The following is a 16,410-nucleotide window of genomic DNA, read 5'->3' on the forward strand; positions in this document are numbered from 1 at the left end:
CGACAGGGTTGAAACAGGACTGATCAGATGACTGAGACCGCGCAAAACCGTGCTGCCGTGCCCGAGGGGGCCGGCAGCATCAGCCTGAGCAACGCCGTGGCCATGGGCACCGGGGTGATGATCGGGGCGGGGATATTTGCCCTGACCGGACAGATCGCCGGTCTTGCCGGGCCTTTGTTCCCGCTCTCTTTCGTGCTGGGCGCGGTGGTGACGATGTTCAGCGCCTACAGCTATATCGTGATGTCGAACACCTGGCCCTCGTCCGGCGGCATCGCGATGATCCTGACCAAGGCCTATGGACGCGGTGCCGTGGCGGCGGCGGCCTCGGTGCTGATGGCGCTGTCGATGGTCATCAACGAAAGCCTGGTGGCGCGCACCTTTGCCACCTATGCGCTGCGCCCCTTTGGCATTCAGGACGGGCCGCTGGTGCCCGTGATCGGCGTTGCGCTGATCGTGATGGCCTATCTGGTCAACGTCTCGGGCAATCGCTCGGTAGGGCTGTGGTCACTGGTGATGTCGGCGGTCAAGATCGGTGGTATCGCGCTGTTCGGCATCGCCGCCCTGTGGGCCAGCGGTATGGAAAACTGGTCACCCGTCACCCGGCTGTCGGAAAACGGGATTACCGGGTTTGCCGCATCGGTTGCGCTGTCGATCCTGGCGTTCAAGGGGTTCACGACGATCACCAACAGCGGTGGCGAGATCACCGATCCCAAGCGCAATGTCGGGCGGACGATCCTGATCTCGATCGCGGTCTGCGTCGTCGTCTATCTGCTGGTGGCGCTGGCGGTCGGGTCGGCGTTGACGCCCATGCAAATCCAGCAGGCGCGCGACTATGCCCTGGCCGAAGCGGCGCAGCCGGTGCTGGGCCAGACCGGGTTCTATCTGACCGTGGCGCTCGCCATGGTGGCCACCGCGTCGGGCCTGATCGCCAGCGTCTTTGCGGTGTCGCGCATGCTGACCATGCTGACCGAAATGAAGATGATCCCGCACAGTCATTTTGGCATGTCCGGCGGTATCCGGTCACATATGCTGATCTATACCGTGGTGATCGCCGGTGCCCTGACCGTGTTGTTCGATCTGGGCCGCATCGCCTCGCTGGGCGCGTTCTTCTATCTGGTGATGGACATGGTGGTGCATTGGGGCGTCTGGAAGAACCTGCGCCACAGGATCGTCGCGCGGGGCTGGGTCATTCTGACGGCGCTGATGCTGGACGCGGGGGTTCTGGCCGCCTTCACGGTTTTCAAATGGCGTGCCGATCCCACCATCGTCATCGTTGCCCTTGTCACCATGCTGGTCGCTCTGCTGGCCGAGCAGCTGTATCTTGGCCGGTTCGTATCAGATGGTGGTGAGGCGAAACACACTGGCCGTCACTAAATCCGGCCAGGCTCTGTCGCGCCCTCAACCGGGGCGCCGCGCCTTTCGATCAGAAAGCCCAACACCTCGCGATAGCGGATGCGAGTATCCTCAAGTTGTTGATAATAGCGGAACAGCTCTTTCAGCGGCGCCGAGAAATCCTTGTGCGCGGCCAGCACCGCAACCAAGGCACCCAGGGTGATCCGTTCTTCGATCACGAAATAGCCGCCCAGCGAATAGAACAGGAACGGGGTCAGCGAAGTCAGAAAGTTGTTCAGTACCTTTGCCAGGAACTTGATCCGGTGGATGCGATAGCGGATCCGTTCCAATTCTCGCAGCGAGGCCGCTGTTTGCCGGATGTTCCACAGAGCCCTCTGTTCCGGTTCCAGTTGTCCCGCCAGGCGCCGGGTCAGCACCCGCATGGCCCGGATGCGTTCGCGGCTCAGCCGGTTCACGATCCGTTGCAGATAGGGCAGCAGCACCAGTTGCACTGGCAGCACCGTCAGCGCCGCCGCCCCCAGGATCGGGTCCTGAAGAAACATGAACAAAAGGATCGTGATCAGGGTTCCGCCCTGGGTCACCGGCAAGGCGATCAGGTCGGCGGCAAAGCCGCCGATCGGCTCGACCTCGGCCCCCAGAACCTGCACGACATCGTTTTGGCGTTGTGGCGGCGGCCGTCGGCGCCATTGCCGATAGATCAGCAGACGCAACCGTCGGAGCAGGCGTTCCGCCACCCTGCCCTTGCACGTGTTCAGGCTGTATTTTCCCAGTCCGTTCAACGCAATCGCGACCAGGTAGATGGCGCTGAACAGGCCCAGCATCTCCATCTGGCTGAGCGTAAGGCCGAAAACCTCGGCCGGACCTGCCGAAGGTTCCAGCACGTTGTTGACGATCTGCTTGGGCATTTCCAGCGAGAGATAGAGCGGCGGCATCAGCGACAGGCTCAGTAGCAATAGGCCCACTTGCTGTCGTCGGGTGTTGCGCAGAATCTGCCTCAGAAGGTTCCGTTCCAACCCGCCGATGCGTGCCGGGGTCTGGCGCCTGGGCCCGCGCTGCTCACGGCGCTGAAGGGCCTGCCGCGCGGCATGAAACAGCAGCGCGAGGATGGATACAAACAGCAGAGAGGGGGCCAGGACCAGGATAAGGTGCATCAGCGGATGCACCCAGGCCGGAGCGCCCATGTCGTAATCCGTTCCCAACCGGCCGGCCGCCCAATGGGCCAGGGTGTGAAGTTCCGGGAACCAAGAACCTGTCATTTTAAGCGAATGTCCAGAAAACGCGCGGCAATTCGCAATGAATTGCCGCGCAGGTGGGCACCGTGTTCTTGTTAGTGGTGCGGTGCCAGGAGGTTAGTTGACCGCGACCTTGCCGAACATTCCGGATTCATAGTGGCCGGGGATCAGGCAGGCGACTTCGAAGGTGCCCGAATTGCCAAAGGTCCAGATGATCTCGCCCTTTTCACCCGGCTCCAGCGTGATCGCGTTCGGGCTCTTGTGGGATTCCATCTGCTGCGACATCGCCTCTTTGTGCATTGCGTTGCGCTCCATCGTGTCCAGGATGAACTCGTGTTCCAACTCGCCCTTGTTGGTCACCGAAAAGCGGATGGTTTCACCCTTTTTGATATCGAAATCTTTCGGGGTATAGATCATCTCGCCGTCGTCGGTTTCGCTCATCGTCACCTCGATCGTGCGGTTGACCTGGCTGGCCTGGCCGGGCATGCCGGTTTCCATCATACCCGCGTGGCCGCCGCTGCCATGGCCCTGTGTGCCGTTGTCCTTGTTCTCTTCACCGTGACCAGAGGGTCCGGCGATGGCAACACTGGCGCCGATAACGGTCACGAGGGAAGCAATGAGAAGGATTTTCATAGGTAACTCCTGTCAGATTAGAGGGTGATAGATTCCAGCGACGCGGCGGGTTGGGGTTGGCCACACCGCTGGTGAACGAGCGGGCTGTCGCCCGCCCGGTGTCCGGTCAGAACATCAGTCTGGTTCCGAACACGACCGAGAACGTTCCGTTCTCGTCGCCCGCGGCGCGGATCAGATCCGCAGTGCCGCCATAGGACCGCTCGTAGTTCACGCCCACATAGGGGGAAACCGCCCGGTCGATCAGGTCGTAGCTCAGCCGCAATCCGGCTTCGAGCGTGACCCCGCCCGCCGCCTGATTGTAGATCGGGTCATCCTGCAACGGCAGCGTCAATTCCAGACTTGGTGTCAAGACCAGACGGTTGGTCAGCATCGCCTCGTATTCGCCTTCAAAGCGAAAGAAGGAGTTGTCCGACAGATACAGATCGGCGTCGATCTCAAACCATTGCGGCGCCAGGCCCTTGAGACCCAGAACTGCGTTGTAGCGGTCAGGCAAACCGTCGGGCGTGTTCGCCTGAACACCCACCACCGCGTCGAAGAAGGTCGAGATAGGGAATTGCAGGCGGAGCTGGTTTTCGAGCGTCTCGAACCCGCCGGCACCCTGCACCCGCTCGCCTTCGCTGCGCCAGACGAGTTTCAGCTCGTCGGTGCCGATCAGGGCGTCGAAATCCCAAACAATGGTGTCTTCGTCATCGCCCAGCCGGTATTCCAACTGCTCGGCCTGAAATCCGTAGATCAACTGTTCTGCCTGCGCCGGAAGCGCCCAGGCCATCGCCATCGCCCCGGCAAGGGCGGCATTACGCATCTTGTTCATCGTTGCTTCTCCATTCTGAGAGGACCGCATCACGCAGGGCCGCCTTCGATGACGACCTTGCGGAACATGCCCGCATCGGCGTGGTAAGACAGGTGGCAGTGGAAGGCCCACTGGCCGGTCACATCGACCTCGGTCTCGGTATAGACGGTGGTGCCGGGCGCAACGCTGACCGTGTGCTTGATCGGGTCGTACTGGCCCTTGCCGGTATCCAGGATCGACCACATGCCATGCAGGTGCATCGGGTGCGACATCATGGTTTCATTAACGAATTTGAACCGCACCCGCTCGCCGTATTTCAGCACGATCGGCTCAGCCTCGGACAGTTTCTTGCCGTTGATCGACCAGATGTAGCGTTCCATGTTGCCGGTCAGGCGCAGTTCGATCTCGCGGGTGGCGGGCCGATCCTTGTACAGCGGTTTGCGCGCCGTCAGGTCGTCATAGCTGAGGAATTTGCCGCCATTGGCCGCCTTGGGGGTCAGACCGCTGCCGGGAGCATAGAACGGGTCGCCCTGGCCCTTGGCATTGGTCATCGCGGAATGATCCATGCCCGCCATCGAGTTGCCTGAACTGGTCATATTGGAGTGATCCATGCCTGCCATCGGTTGGTTCATGCCCGTCATGGTAGAGTGATCCATTGGAGCGGCCTTGGCCTGCGGCGCCGGTGCGGTTTGAGTCATTTGACTGTGATCCATACCCGCCATCGGTTGGTCCGTGCCGGTCATGGTGGAGTGATCCATCGGCGCGGCCTCGGCCTTGGGCGCCGGCGTGGTACCGCCCATCTGGCTATGATCCATACCTGCCATCGGCTTGGGCTGAGTGTTCATCTGGCTGTGATCCATGCCGCTCATGTCGTCGAGCGGTTTGGCGGCGCTCTGCATGACATGGCCTTCCATGCCCATGCCGCCCATCATCCCGCCCATGTCGGCCATGGTCAGGCGCGGCTTTTCACGCATTGCGGGCACTGGGCCAGCCATTCCTTCGCGCGGGGCCAATGTGCCGCGCACCATGGCTGTTCGGCCCATCGATTCCGCCACGATGCTGTAGACGCGGTTTTCCTTGGGCTGCACGATCACGTCATAGGTCTCGGCCACCGAGATCCGCAATTCGTCCACCATAACCGGTTTCACATCATTGCCATCGGCCTGCACGACGGTCATTTTCAGACCGGGGATGCGCAGGTCGAAATAAGCCATGGCCGACGAGTTGATCAGCCGCAGCCGTACCTTCTCGCCCGGCTTGAACAGTCCGGTCCAGTTCTGATCGGTGCTTTCGCCGTTGATCATGGGGGTAAATCCCTGGACGTCCTCGACATCCGTGGGCATCATCCGCATCCGGCCCCACATCTTGCGGTCTTCCAGCGCCGCCTTGAGGCCGATATCACCTGAATCCTTGATCAGGTCCTGCAAGGTGCGCTGCGAGCGGTTGTAGTAATCCGCCGACATTTTCAGGTTGCGCATAATGCGCTTGCCACGCTGCGGGTGGGTGTCGGTCAGTTGCACGACATAATCGCGGTCGGCACGGACACGCTCGCCCCCCTTGGGCTCGATCACGATGGCGCCATAAGCGCCGTCCGGCTCCTGGAAACCTGAATGGCTGTGAAACCAATAGGTGCCGGCCTGCTTGATCGGAAAGTTATAGGTGAAGGTCTCGCCCGGCTTGATGCCGTCAAAGCTGATCTTGGGCACGCCGTCCTGGTCAAAGGGCAGGATCAGCCCGTGCCAGTGGATCGAGGTATCCTCGCGCAGGTTGTTGGTCACGTTCAGCGTGACATTCTCACCTTCCTTGAAGCGCAGGATGGTGGGGGTCTGGCTGTTGTTGTAGCCAACACCGGACTTTCGGAACTTGCCCGCGTCGATGCGGATCTTGTCGACGGTGATATCATAGGTCCCGGCCTGGGCGGCGGAAGCCGCGGACAGGACAAGGGCAGCGCTGGCAACAGCCGCGCGCAAGGGTGCGATGGGTGGCATCGTTGGTCCTTTGTTCAATTGAGTAGCTGGTCAGGAGACCACTGCGGGCTATCGCCGGTGCAGCCGCCATGCGCGCCGGGCCGTGCCGAAGACGCATCTGCATTGTGTTGGGCGGTATAAAAGCCGGTTTGCCGCTGCGACCGTCACGCTGAGAGACCGGCGCGCAATGGGCTCACGTAAATGGCGTCACGCTTTGGGTGGTGGCAGATGCGCCTCGGGCGTTACAGACGCCAGACCGGAAAGATTCAGCGCAACAGCCAGCTTACCTGTTGTTTCCGCAGGAAACGCCTTTTGCCACAGTTGCGGAATCACCGGTGTTTCACAGGTTGCGACCTTGTGGCAAAGGTTGGGGTCCGGGCCGGACGTGTCGTGGCTGCCTGCTGTTTCGTGCTGGACGGCAAACGCGTCTGTTGGCTGGCCTTCTGCATTTGCAGCCTGCGGCAGGAAAAGTGCTGACAGCGCAAGCATCAGTGCCAGCGATATCCACATTTTTCCAGCGTATTTGCGCATAGACCAGGTTCCTTCGGCTCTCGTTTCATCTAGCTACTCAACGCCAGATCGCAACTCAAGGATACGTTTTGATACAATCTAGAGGCAGCCGTGACATCGGAGACCGGCAAACGATGGTTCACGGCAAAGGCGGCGATACAGGCCGGAAATTGGCACCATTGAGATGCATCACCCTCAAGGCCAACCGCGACACGGAAATGCCGGTCGTGGTTTTCACTCTCGGAAAAGGTTCGCGGTACCGGCGGCGTTACGGCAGCGTTCTTGCCTGAACACTCATGAGCGTCAATTGTACGTCGATCAGCCGCCTCCCCTCCTCCACCAGGTCGAAGCAGCGATTGCCCAGGGTCCAACGGATCGCAACGCCCTGCATGGTCGAAGTGAGCAGGACAGCCGCGTCCCTCGCCGCCATGTCCGGGCGTAGAATTCCCTCGGTTTGCATGCCGGTGACAGAGTCGGCAAGCTGGGATTGAAACGATGCGAGCAGATGATCAAACACCTTGCGCAGCGGCGGGTTGTCCACCGTGAGTTCGCGCGAGAAAAGAAGAGATGGCAGTGCGGGCCTTTCGGCAACTGCCAAAAGTTGGGCGCCGATCAACCCCTTTAGCCTGGACTGTGGTCCCAATGCCTGACCTGCGGCTTCCTTCCAGCGTTCTCTCAGCGAGGCCGCTACATTCTCTGCCACGGCAAGCCACAAGTCTCCCTTGGTGGGAAAGTGGCGAAACACGGCGGGCTGGCTGATGCCGACAGCGCGCGCCACATCGGTCGTGCTCATGCGATCCGGTCCGATTTCCGATGCCAGGCGCAGTACCTGAGCAATGATCTGAGCCTTTCGGTCTTCGGCACTCAGGCGCGGCATTGGGTCACCTATTGTTAGTGAGTTATAACTCACATAAATTGAACCATATTGCAACACCGACTGTGAGTCGCAGAGCCCGCAAGGAGGACTTCCATGCAACCGCGCGCCGGATACTCCCAAATTCAGATTGTCCTGCATTGGGCGGCCTTTGCCCTGGTCGCGCAGCAATACCTGTTCAAGAACTCCATTTCCGCCGCATGGGAGAATATCTCCGAAGGTGGGGAGATCGCGTTCAACCCCTTGGTCCTTGGCCATGTGGCGGGTGGGGTGCTGGTGCTTGCTCTTACGGTTTGGCGGCTTGCCCTTCGCTCCCGGCGTACGGCCCCGGTACCGGTCGGATCAGTCCAGCAGCAATTGATCGCCAGGGTGACCCACATTGGCCTCTACAGCCTGATGCTGTTGATGCCCCTCAGCGGGGCAGTCGCCTGGTTCGGGGGAGTCGAGGCTGCGGTGTCGGGCCATAATGTCATGAAAGTGCTGCTGCTGGGGCTTGTTGCCCTGCACGTTGCCGGAGCGCTCTATCATCAGTTCGTGCTGCGGGACGGGATCCTGAGCCGCATGCATCAACCACAGGAGTGAGACCATGCGCGTCGGCCCCTTGCTCGCCCTGCCGCCCATCGTCCTCGGGATTGCCGCGGCGGCCTGGTTGATCGCCGGCGCACCCGGGCCCGCAAAAACGGACAGTGACGCGCCCGCGCTTTCGGTTCGCATCGAAACGGTCACGCCGCAGACTATCCGGCCTGCCGCGTCGGTCTGGGGAAACCTGCGCGCGGCCGACACCTGGGTCGCGGTTGCCGAGGTTCAGGGAGAGGTCATCTGGCGCCACCCTGACCTGGAACAGGGGCGCATAATCTCTGCGGAAACCGAGGTTCTCCGAATTGACCCCTCGGATTACGAACTGTCACTCAGGCAGGCCGAAGCCGACCTTGCGGCCTTGCAGGCCGAGCGCAGACAAATCGGGATCGAGGCCGCCAATACCGGGCGTATCCTCGAACTGGAACAGAAACGACTCGCTCTGTCCGAAGCAGATCTCCGGCGAACCGAAAAACTCGTGTTGCAAGGATCCGTGCCGCAGACACGTGCCGACGAGAGCGAACGCGCCACCCTGCTTGCCAGGCGGACCGTGTCCGAGCTTGAAAATTCCCTGGCGCTTGTCCCGTCGCGGGAACTGAGGCTGGATGCACAGATCGCCCGGACGCAAGCCGCAATCGACCGGGCGCGCCGGTCGCTCGAGCGGACAAAACTGATCACACCCTTCGATCTTCGCGTGACCCAAATACCGGTAGAGCTGTTTCAGCCCGTGACCCCCGGCCAAGTTGTCATTCGCGGGGATGGTTTGAATGCGGTCGAAGTTGTCGCGCATCTTCCCATTGACGAGTTTCGCCGTTTGATCCCCCGTTTGCCCGAAGGCCACTCGATGCAGGACACGTTGCGAACGGGGCTGGCGGATGCGATTGGCGTGATCGTCAGCCCAATCGCCGATCCCGGCCAAACCTGGTCAGGGCAAGTGTCACGGATCGAAGGCGCGCTCGATCCCCGCGCTCGAACCGTCGCGGTGGTTGTTACGATCACCGATCCTTACCAGGGCGCGGATCCGCCATACCGGCTCCCGCTTGTGCCAAACATGCAGGTCCGGCTCGTGTTGACCGGCGCGTCCTTGTCAGATGTCATCACCGTGCCAGAAGCGGCGCTGCACGGCGGGATCGTGCTGGTTGCCGATGCCGAGAACCGGTTGGAACTGAGACAGGTCACACCGGGGTTCGCACAGGATGGGCGTGTCGTCATCTTTGATGGGTTGATCGCTGGCGACCGGGTCGTGATCGATACCATCGCGCCGGCGATCCCCGGTCTTGCGCTGGCACCTGTCGAGATCACGCTATGATCCGCTGGTTCGCGGGGCATCCGACAGCGGCCAACCTGCTCCTCTTGCTGTTCCTGGCGGCCGGCAGTTTTGCCGTGCCGGGCCTGCTGCGCGAGACCTTCCCCGATTTTCGCGCGGTCGAAGCGGAAGTGACCGTTCCCTACCGGGGTGCCGCGGCCGAAGATGTCGAGAGCGGCATCTGCGCGCCGCTCTGGGATGGGGTGCAGGGGGTCGAGGGGCTTGAAACCTTCACCTGCACCGCCCAAACCGGCCGCGCGCGCGCCGTTGCCACGATGGCGCCCGGCAACGACCCGATCCGTTTCGTGAACATGCTGCGCACCGAAGTTGCGGCAATCGACAGTTTCCCCGACCGTGCCGATCCGGCTATCGTGCGCGAGTTGCATCGCTCGGATCCCGTGACGTCGATCGCCGTATCGGGCGACTTGCCGTTGACCGAGCTCGATCTCTACGCCGAAACGCTTTCAGATCGACTGACAGCCTTGGCCGGTGTTGCCCGCGTGACCCGGTCCGGGCTGGGAACCCGAACCATTCGCGTCAGCGCGCTGGCCGATGTTCTGGAGGCACATGGTCTGACGCCCGCCAGTCTGGCCAGCGCGTTGGCCGCCCAGAACGTCGATTTGCCGGTCGGAACACTTGAAGGGCCGGGCATTGACCTGACCGTGAGATTCACCGCCGAGCGTGAGAAACTGCCAGAGCTGGCCCGCATCCCTGTCCTCGCGCTGGAAAACGGTGCGACGCTGACACTCGGGGATGTCGCGGAGATCGAGGAAACCTTCGAACCCACCTCCGACCGTATCTATCTGAATGGGTCCCCAGCGATCTTGATCGATGTTGCCAAATCGCTGGACGCCGATGCGCTCAGGGTTCTTGACGCAATCACGGAACTGGCGGCCGAAGAAACGGCACGTCTTCCCAATAGTCTGAAGGTCGAAGTCGTTCAGGATGTCACATCTATCATCCGCGATCGTTTGGCGATGCTGGTTCAGAACGGGGTGATGGGGCTGGTTCTGGTCGTGGCGGTCATGAGCCTCTTCTTCCGGCCGGGCTTTGCCATCTGGGCGGCAATGGGGCTGCCGGTTGCCTTTGCGGGCGCGTTCCTGTGGATGGGCCTGTCCGGTCTGAGCCTGAACATGATCACGCTTGTCGCGCTGTTGATGGCGATCGGGATCGTCATGGACGATTCCATCGTCATTGCCGAGGCGATTGCCGTCGAAACGGCCAACGGTGCGACGCTTGAAAACGTGGTCGCAGGGGTTGCCCGTGTCGCGCCCGGCGTCGTGTCCTCGTTCCTGACAACGCTCTGCGTTTTTCTGCCGCTGGCGTTTCTGGCTGGCGAGTTGGGCGCCGTTCTGGAAGTACTGCCCGTCGTCCTGCTGGCGGCGCTCGCCGCGTCGCTGGTCGAGGCTTTCCTGATCCTGCCGCACCACCTGAAAGGCAGTCTGAAAGGACAGGCTCCGTCAAAGTTCCGCCTCCGGTTTGATCGTGGTTTCGAAGCCTTGCGCGACCGCGGCGTCGGCCGTCTGGCCGACCTGGCGATAAAGGCACGCTGGTTTGTGGTGGGACTGTCGATTGGCGCCCTGGTGCTGACCGTCGGCGCCGTTGGTGGCGGGATCATCAAGCGCGAGGCCCTGCCGGAGATCGACGGCGATGTGCTAGAGGCACGCCTGATCCTGCCCGGCGGTACGACGCTGGCCCGAACGACCGAGGCCGTCGAACAGGTCGAAGCCGCAATCGACCGGGTGAATTCACGGCTGACGCCCGCCCAACCCGGCGGCCAGTCCCTGGTCACGCGCCGTATCACCCGGATGGGCCGAAACCTGTCGGCAGGTGAAACGGGCGCGCATGTCGCGACCGTTGCCGTGGACCTGCTGGGCGCGGAAACCCGGACCAGCACGTTGGACGAGATCGTCACACTCTGGCGCGAGGAAATCGGGCCATTGGCCGGTGTCACGTCGCTGGTTCTGACCGAACCGGGCATCGGACCACAGGGGATCGCCGTCGAATTGCGGCTGACCCATACCGAACTGGACGTTCTTGAGGCAGCCGGACGCGCGACACTTGCCGAACTTGAAACCTATGCCGGCGTGCGCAACGCCATCGTTGACCTCCGGCCGGGCGCGCCCGAGCTGCGCCTTGCGCTGGCACCGGGCGCCGAGTCTCTGGGTCTTACAGCCACCGATGTCGCGGGACAGTTGCGCGCCGCCTTCATCGGCACCCAACTCTCCGAGCTTCGGCGGGGCGACGACGCCTGGGAGGTCGAGGTCCTGCTGGCGGGGTCCGATCGCGCAACACGTGGTGATCTGACATCGTTCGACATCGCGCTTCCCGACGGCGGAACCGCTCCGTTGTCGACCGTCGCGTTGATTACAGAGTCGCGCGGCTGGGGCAGCCTGACGCGGCGCAATGGTATCAGAACCCTGACGGTATCTGCGGATGTTGACGGGCGGATTGGCAACGCGGATGCGATCACTGCCCAACTTTCGCGCAGCTTCCTTCCTGAGCTTGCACAAACGATGCCCGGACTTGGCTTTGACATCGGCGGACAGGCGGCGAATTCCGCCGAGACCGTTGCCTCGATCCTGCGCGGTTTCCTCATCGGCCTTGTCGGCGTCTACGTGGTGCTGAGCTTTCAGTTCCGCAGCTATGTCGAGCCGGTGATCGTCATGCTGACGATCCCGCTGGCATTTCTGGGCGTGATCTGGGGCCATGTTCTGATGGGTTACAACATCTCGATGCCCTCTCTTGTCGGCGCGGCATCGCTGGCAGGGATCGTCGTCAATAATGCAATCCTTCTGGTCGGTGTCATCAAGACACGTCAAGCCGAGGGAAAATCAGCGGTGATTGCGGCCGGAGACGCCGTGCGCAGCCGCTTTCGCCCGATCTTCGTTTCTGTGTCCACAACGATAATCGGCATGGCGCCATTGTTGCTTGAGACCTCGACGCAGGCGCAGACCCTGAAACCACTGGTGATTTCCCTGGTCTTTGGTCTGTTGGCGGCGACCCTCCTGATTATCATCATCTTGCCGGCGTTTTACGCCGCTCTTGAAGATTTCCGCAGGAATGGACCCACCGACCACCCCAATCCTGGTGCGTTAGAAAAGAGGTAGATGGGTGAAGGACGGTCGTCTGATCAGACTTGGCGATACCGGTGCAAACTGAAAGGCTTTTGTTCAGCAAACGGTCCGAAACCGTTCGACGGCGACGTCAAGAACCTCTTCGGGGGGTCGCTTCCACCAGGTGGCGGCAGAAAAGATTTCGACCTCGCACAGGCCGTCATACCCGGCATCCTCAACACCCCGGCGGATTGCCTTTAGGTCGGCCACTCCATCGCCCATCATTCCACGGTCGAGGAGCATATGAGAAGTGTCCTCCAGCCAATCACAAAGGTGATAGCCAAATACCCGGCCCTGCGCATCCTGCAACGTTTCGGGCAAGGTCCGGTCCCACCAGACATGATAGACGTCGACCGCTATTCCAACGTTCGGCGCATCAATGTCTGTACATATTTCCAGCGCATCTCGCACGGTAAACAGACATGTCCGGTTTCCGCCGAACATCGGGTTGAGAGGTTCCAAGGCCAGCTTCACGTTGCTTTGCCTCGCATACTCCGCATGCCGTGCAACGCGGTCTGTCAGCCGTTTCCGGCTTTCCTTCAAACCTAGAGTGCCCGTCTCCGTCCCTCCAGTTACAATTGTCAGAACCGACGCGCCAAGCGCGGATGCCATCTCGATCGAGGCCTGGATCTCTTCGTCGTTGCCAGCCTCGCGGCCGGTGAGATAGGGCGTGCGACAGAGGCCCGCCACCTGCATTCCGGCCGCACGCACACGCTCACCGATTTCGAACGCACGTGTCCCGATCTCGCGGCGCCAGAATACGATTCCACCATAGCCACGCGCGGCACAGGCGTCGATGACCCGTTCCGGCGACCAGCCTGCCCCATACCCGTCCAGGTTATGTCCAAGGGTTGCGGTGTTCAGGGCAAGCGCCGAATGATCCTGTGAAAAGTCGCGCATCAGGCGATGCCATGCATGGCCAGCAGCCGTTTCATTCGCATGACCGCGATCTCCGGATCTCGCAGCAGGCCACAGCCGTCCGCCAGGCGGAAAACTTCGGTGAAGTAGGGCAGCGGGCGCATAGCCTGCGCGCCGCCCAGCATGACGAAATGGTCCTGGTGGCCGTTCAACCAGGCCAGAAAGACCACGCCCGTTTTGTAGTATTGAGTAGGCGCCCGGAAAATGAGCCGTGCCAAAGGCACAGTCGGATCAAGCGTGGCGCGGAAACCTGCGACATCCCCCTGCTCCAACCGGCCCACCGCGTGCGCGGCGGCCGGCGCCAGCGGATCGAATATCCCCAAAAGCGCGTGGGAAAATCCCTGATCGTCTCCTTCGATGAGTTCGGGGTAATTGAAGTCATCGCCGGTATACATGCGAACGCCGTCTGGCAGGCGGCGGCGCAGAACGATTTCCTTATTCTTGTCGAGCAGAGAGATCTTGATGCCATCGATCTTGTCGGCATTGGCCTCGATGATCGCAACGACAGTTTCCAACGCGCTGTCAAAGTGGCTGCTGCCCCAATACCCGGCCAGAGCGGGGTCGAACATTTCGCCCAGCCAATGCAGGATTGCAGGACGGTCGCAGGTGGCCAGCAGCTCGCCGTAAAGCGCGATGTAGTCGTCAGGCCCAGACGCGACACGCGCCATGGCGCGGCTGGCCATCAGGATGACCCGAGCATCCAGCGCCTGAATGGCGGCCAGCTGCTCCATATAGGCGCGTTTGACATCATCAATGCCGCGCGCTTTGGATGGGTCCAGGTGATCGGTGCCACAGCCGTTGGCGACCAGAGCATCGGGCAGTTCGGAACGGGTGCGGCGGATGAGCTCCAGCGCGCCGCCCCAGTCCAAACCCATGCCACGCTGAGCGGTGTCCATTGCCTCGGCAATGCCCAGACCCAACCCGTGAAGATGATGACGAAAGCGCATCGTCGCATCCCAATCGACGTTTGCTGGTCCCGACGGGTCATTGGCCGTGAACGGATCGGCCACCACATGCGCAGCCGAATACACGACACGGGCAGGGTTTGCCGACAGCCGCGCCTCGGGCAGAGGCTGTCCAACAAGCGTGTAGTCGGTCAGTTTTCCAGTGTCATCGGGCAAGGCAACTTTCATGGCAAGCGTCCTTCAGTAACGTGGAACAAGCATCCCGGCGTCCGCCGAAATCGCTTGTCCGGTTGTGTAAGGGAGTTTCCCAGAAGCAAGAGTGGCAATGATGGCCCCCATTTCTTCCGCTTGCCCGACACGCGGGATCAATGTCAGACCCGCCTGGGCGCGTTCTTCGTATTGCGCGATTACGGGTGCGGTCATTTCGGTGGCGATCAATCCCGGCTGCACATCATAAACCGCGATGTTTTCGCGACCCAATCGCACTGCCCAAGCTTTGGAAGCCATGGCGGCAGCTGCCTTTGACACGCAGTATTCCGACCGTGGCTCGGCAACGGCGACCGCATTGGATGAGGTGACATTGACGACGCTGTAGACCAACGAAGCATCCCGATCGCGTGCCAAAAGACGTCGCGCAAAGGTCTGGGTCAGAAAGAACATCGCCTTTGCGTTAACGGCGAGGCAGCGATCATAACTGTCCTCGGAAACCTCAAGGGGATCACCTCTTTGCATCACGCCCACACCGGCGTTGTTGACCAATGTCGTCAAGGGTCCCAAGGCCCGCTCGATCTCTCCAAGCTTGCGATCATGAGAGGCTAGGTCGGTCACATCAAAAGCTGCCGCTACCGCGCGCGCGCCGACACGCTGTACGGTTTCCAGTGCCGCTTTCAATTCGGCATCCTCCGCGGGTCCATTGATGGCGATGGCGAAGCCTTCGCGTGCCAGGGCCAAGGCGGCGGCCAACCCGATACCCCGGCTCGAACCCGTAACAAGCGCAACCTGCCCGCTCATGCCATTGCACCTTTCGCAAACAATTCCCGTGCGATGATCATGCGCTGAATCTGGTTGGTGCCTTCATAGATCTGCGTGATCTTGGCATCGCGGTAAAGTCGTTCGACCTCAAACCCCCGGATATAGCCCGAGCCGCCAAAGACCTGCACAGCGTCCGCCGTGCGGGCAACGGCCATGTCCCCTGCAAAACACTTCGCCATGGAACAATACTTTGTGGCATCTGCGCCGGTGTCGATTTTTTCGGCGGCGTTCCAGACAAGAAGACGTGCGGCCTCAACATCTTTGGCAATATCGGCCAACAGCCATTGAACGCCCTGAAACTCCGAGATCGGTTTCTTGAACTGTTTGCGCTGCTGGGCATAGTCGACAGCCGCTTCCAATCCGGCCTGCCCTATCCCCACCGCCAATGCGCCGATGCCCACGCGCCCCTTGTCGAGCACGCTCATCATCATGTGAAAACCGCGCCCCTCTTGTCCCAACAAGGCTTCCGCTGGCAGGCGCACATCGTCGAAGTTGAGCGCTCCGACCTGACTGGCCCGTTGACCCATCTTGTGTTCCTTGGGGCCGCGCGACACGCCCTCGGCATGCAGGTCGACGACAAAGATCGACATGCCGCGATGCCCGGCGTCTGGGTCGGTACGAGCCAGAACGAAGCCGACATCCGCAACAGGGGCGTTATGAATCCAGATTTTGCCGCCATTGAGCACCCAGCCGTCCCCGTCCCTTTTGGCCGCGGTTCTGATGCCGGAAACGTCAGTTCCGGCCTCTGTTTCGGTAATGCAATAAGCGCCCCGAAGCCTGGCCGTCATAAGGGCCGAAAGCCATTGTTTACGCTGAGTGTCTGTGCCGTGCTTCACCAGCAGGGTTGAAAGCAGTTCGACCAATCCACACTGATCGGCGACACTGGCATAGCCGCGTGACAGCTCCTCCATGACAAGCGCATAGGTCATCGTATCAAACCCAGGGCCGCCCATGTCTTCGGGGACGCCAATACCAAACAGACCCAATTCACCCATCTGGTCGTATATCTCTCGAGGGAAACGTTCGTCGCGATCAAGTTCCTCGGCAACTGGACGAATGACATCTTCGGCGAACTGCCTTGCCATTTCACGTGCCTGTTGATGGGTTTCAGTCAGAAACATGTGGCCTCTCGCAGTAACTGGATAGTTACTTTTAAGCTGAAAACCAGCTGGGGTCAAGGTGCGCACATGGGTTGATT

14 protein-coding genes are annotated in these 16,410 nt (G+C 61.2%); 4 read left to right on the top strand and 10 right to left on the bottom strand.

Annotated elements, in window-relative coordinates:
- The first annotated feature begins 27 nt into the window (after positions 1-27).
- Positions 28-1,374, top strand: a complete 1,347-nt coding sequence (locus G0P99_RS06190) for an APC family permease (RefSeq protein ID WP_164128525.1) — start codon at positions 28-30, stop codon at positions 1,372-1,374.
- Here G0P99_RS06190 and G0P99_RS06195 read toward each other — a convergent pair.
- From G0P99_RS06195 to G0P99_RS06220, 6 genes are all read right to left on the bottom strand, one after another.
- Positions 1,371-2,609: an ABC transporter transmembrane domain-containing protein gene (locus tag G0P99_RS06195; RefSeq protein WP_164128526.1), complete on the bottom strand. Its 1,239-nt coding sequence runs from the start codon at positions 2,607-2,609 to the stop codon at positions 1,371-1,373. The genes G0P99_RS06190 and G0P99_RS06195 overlap by 4 nt on opposite strands.
- Positions 2,610-2,702: 93 nt before the next feature.
- Complete coding sequence (locus tag G0P99_RS06200) at positions 2,703-3,218, bottom strand: plastocyanin/azurin family copper-binding protein (RefSeq protein WP_164128527.1); 516 nt, start codon at positions 3,216-3,218, stop codon at positions 2,703-2,705.
- A gap of 106 nt (positions 3,219-3,324) precedes the next feature.
- A complete protein-coding gene (locus G0P99_RS06205; protein ID WP_239059703.1) occupies positions 3,325-4,029 on the bottom strand; it encodes a copper resistance protein B in 705 nt (234 codons plus the stop codon).
- A gap of 29 nt (positions 4,030-4,058) precedes the next feature.
- Positions 4,059-5,996 (bottom strand): copper resistance system multicopper oxidase, encoded by a 1,938-nt coding sequence (locus G0P99_RS06210; protein ID WP_164128528.1) that lies wholly within the window; start codon positions 5,994-5,996, stop codon positions 4,059-4,061.
- Between the two features lie 186 nt (positions 5,997-6,182).
- Complete coding sequence (locus tag G0P99_RS06215; protein ID WP_164128529.1) at positions 6,183-6,506, bottom strand: hypothetical protein; 324 nt, start codon at positions 6,504-6,506, stop codon at positions 6,183-6,185.
- A 247-nt stretch (positions 6,507-6,753) separates the two neighbouring features.
- Entirely contained in the window at positions 6,754-7,362 is a 609-nt protein-coding gene (locus G0P99_RS06220) for a TetR/AcrR family transcriptional regulator (protein WP_164128530.1), read from the bottom strand.
- Positions 7,363-7,455: 93 nt separating this feature from the next.
- Between G0P99_RS06220 and G0P99_RS06225 the strand changes: the two genes are divergently transcribed.
- Genes G0P99_RS06225 through G0P99_RS06235 form a run of 3 tightly spaced genes read left to right on the top strand, consistent with a single transcriptional unit; the run spans position 7,456 to position 12,351 of the window.
- A complete protein-coding gene (locus tag G0P99_RS06225) occupies positions 7,456-7,941 on the top strand; it encodes a cytochrome b (protein WP_164128531.1) in 486 nt (161 codons plus the stop codon).
- A 4-nt stretch (positions 7,942-7,945) separates the two neighbouring features.
- Entirely contained in the window at positions 7,946-9,244 is a 1,299-nt protein-coding gene (locus G0P99_RS06230) for an efflux RND transporter periplasmic adaptor subunit (RefSeq protein ID WP_164128532.1), read from the top strand.
- Positions 9,241-12,351, top strand: a complete 3,111-nt coding sequence (locus G0P99_RS06235) for an efflux RND transporter permease subunit (RefSeq protein ID WP_164128533.1) — start codon at positions 9,241-9,243, stop codon at positions 12,349-12,351. Before G0P99_RS06230 ends, G0P99_RS06235 begins: the two co-directional genes overlap by 4 nt.
- A gap of 63 nt (positions 12,352-12,414) precedes the next feature.
- Here G0P99_RS06235 and G0P99_RS06240 read toward each other — a convergent pair whose 3' ends face one another.
- The 4 genes from G0P99_RS06240 to G0P99_RS06255 are packed head-to-tail and all read right to left on the bottom strand — an operon-like array spanning position 12,415 to position 16,333.
- Entirely contained in the window at positions 12,415-13,257 is an 843-nt protein-coding gene (locus G0P99_RS06240) for a sugar phosphate isomerase/epimerase (RefSeq protein WP_164128534.1), read from the bottom strand.
- Complete coding sequence (locus G0P99_RS06245; RefSeq protein WP_164128535.1) at positions 13,257-14,408, bottom strand: dihydrodipicolinate synthase family protein; 1,152 nt, start codon at positions 14,406-14,408, stop codon at positions 13,257-13,259. Before G0P99_RS06245 ends, G0P99_RS06240 begins: the two co-directional genes overlap by 1 nt.
- Before the next feature lie 12 nt (positions 14,409-14,420).
- The gene (locus G0P99_RS06250; RefSeq protein WP_164128536.1) at positions 14,421-15,191 is read right to left on the bottom strand and encodes a 3-ketoacyl-ACP reductase; all 771 of its coding nucleotides are present in this window, start codon (positions 15,189-15,191) and stop codon (positions 14,421-14,423) included.
- Positions 15,188-16,333, bottom strand: coding sequence for an acyl-CoA dehydrogenase family protein (locus G0P99_RS06255; protein WP_164128537.1), 1,146 nt, complete (start codon positions 16,331-16,333; stop codon positions 15,188-15,190). Before G0P99_RS06255 ends, G0P99_RS06250 begins: the two co-directional genes overlap by 4 nt.
- Between the last annotated feature and the right edge of the window lie 77 nt (positions 16,334-16,410).

This window comes from Ruegeria sp. PrR005, from assembly GCF_010500245.1.
GTDB lineage: Bacteria > Pseudomonadota > Alphaproteobacteria > Rhodobacterales > Rhodobacteraceae > Ruegeria_B > Ruegeria_B marisflavi.

Excerpts from the sequence above, each read along its gene's own strand:
- G0P99_RS06220 (WP_164128530.1), bottom strand. The coding sequence starts at position 7,362 with ATGCCGCGCCTGAGTGCCGAAGACCGAAAGGCTCAGATCATTGCTCAG.
- G0P99_RS06205 (WP_239059703.1), bottom strand. The coding sequence starts at position 4,029 with ATGAACAAGATGCGTAATGCCGCCCTTGCCGGGGCGATGGCGATGGCC.
- G0P99_RS06215 (WP_164128529.1), bottom strand. The coding sequence starts at position 6,506 with ATGCGCAAATACGCTGGAAAAATGTGGATATCGCTGGCACTGATGCTT.
- G0P99_RS06250 (WP_164128536.1), bottom strand. The coding sequence starts at position 15,191 with ATGAGCGGGCAGGTTGCGCTTGTTACGGGTTCGAGCCGGGGTATCGGG.
- G0P99_RS06190 (WP_164128525.1), top strand. The coding sequence starts at position 28 with ATGACTGAGACCGCGCAAAACCGTGCTGCCGTGCCCGAGGGGGCCGGC.
- G0P99_RS06235 (WP_164128533.1), top strand. The coding sequence starts at position 9,241 with ATGATCCGCTGGTTCGCGGGGCATCCGACAGCGGCCAACCTGCTCCTC.
- G0P99_RS06200 (WP_164128527.1), bottom strand. The coding sequence starts at position 3,218 with ATGAAAATCCTTCTCATTGCTTCCCTCGTGACCGTTATCGGCGCCAGT.
- G0P99_RS06245 (WP_164128535.1), bottom strand. The coding sequence starts at position 14,408 with ATGAAAGTTGCCTTGCCCGATGACACTGGAAAACTGACCGACTACACG.
- G0P99_RS06195 (WP_164128526.1), bottom strand. The coding sequence starts at position 2,609 with ATGACAGGTTCTTGGTTCCCGGAACTTCACACCCTGGCCCATTGGGCG.
- G0P99_RS06240 (WP_164128534.1), bottom strand. The coding sequence starts at position 13,257 with ATGCGCGACTTTTCACAGGATCATTCGGCGCTTGCCCTGAACACCGCA.
- G0P99_RS06230 (WP_164128532.1), top strand. The coding sequence starts at position 7,946 with ATGCGCGTCGGCCCCTTGCTCGCCCTGCCGCCCATCGTCCTCGGGATT.
- G0P99_RS06225 (WP_164128531.1), top strand. The coding sequence starts at position 7,456 with ATGCAACCGCGCGCCGGATACTCCCAAATTCAGATTGTCCTGCATTGG.
- G0P99_RS06210 (WP_164128528.1), bottom strand. The coding sequence starts at position 5,996 with ATGCCACCCATCGCACCCTTGCGCGCGGCTGTTGCCAGCGCTGCCCTT.
- G0P99_RS06255 (WP_164128537.1), bottom strand. The coding sequence starts at position 16,333 with ATGTTTCTGACTGAAACCCATCAACAGGCACGTGAAATGGCAAGGCAG.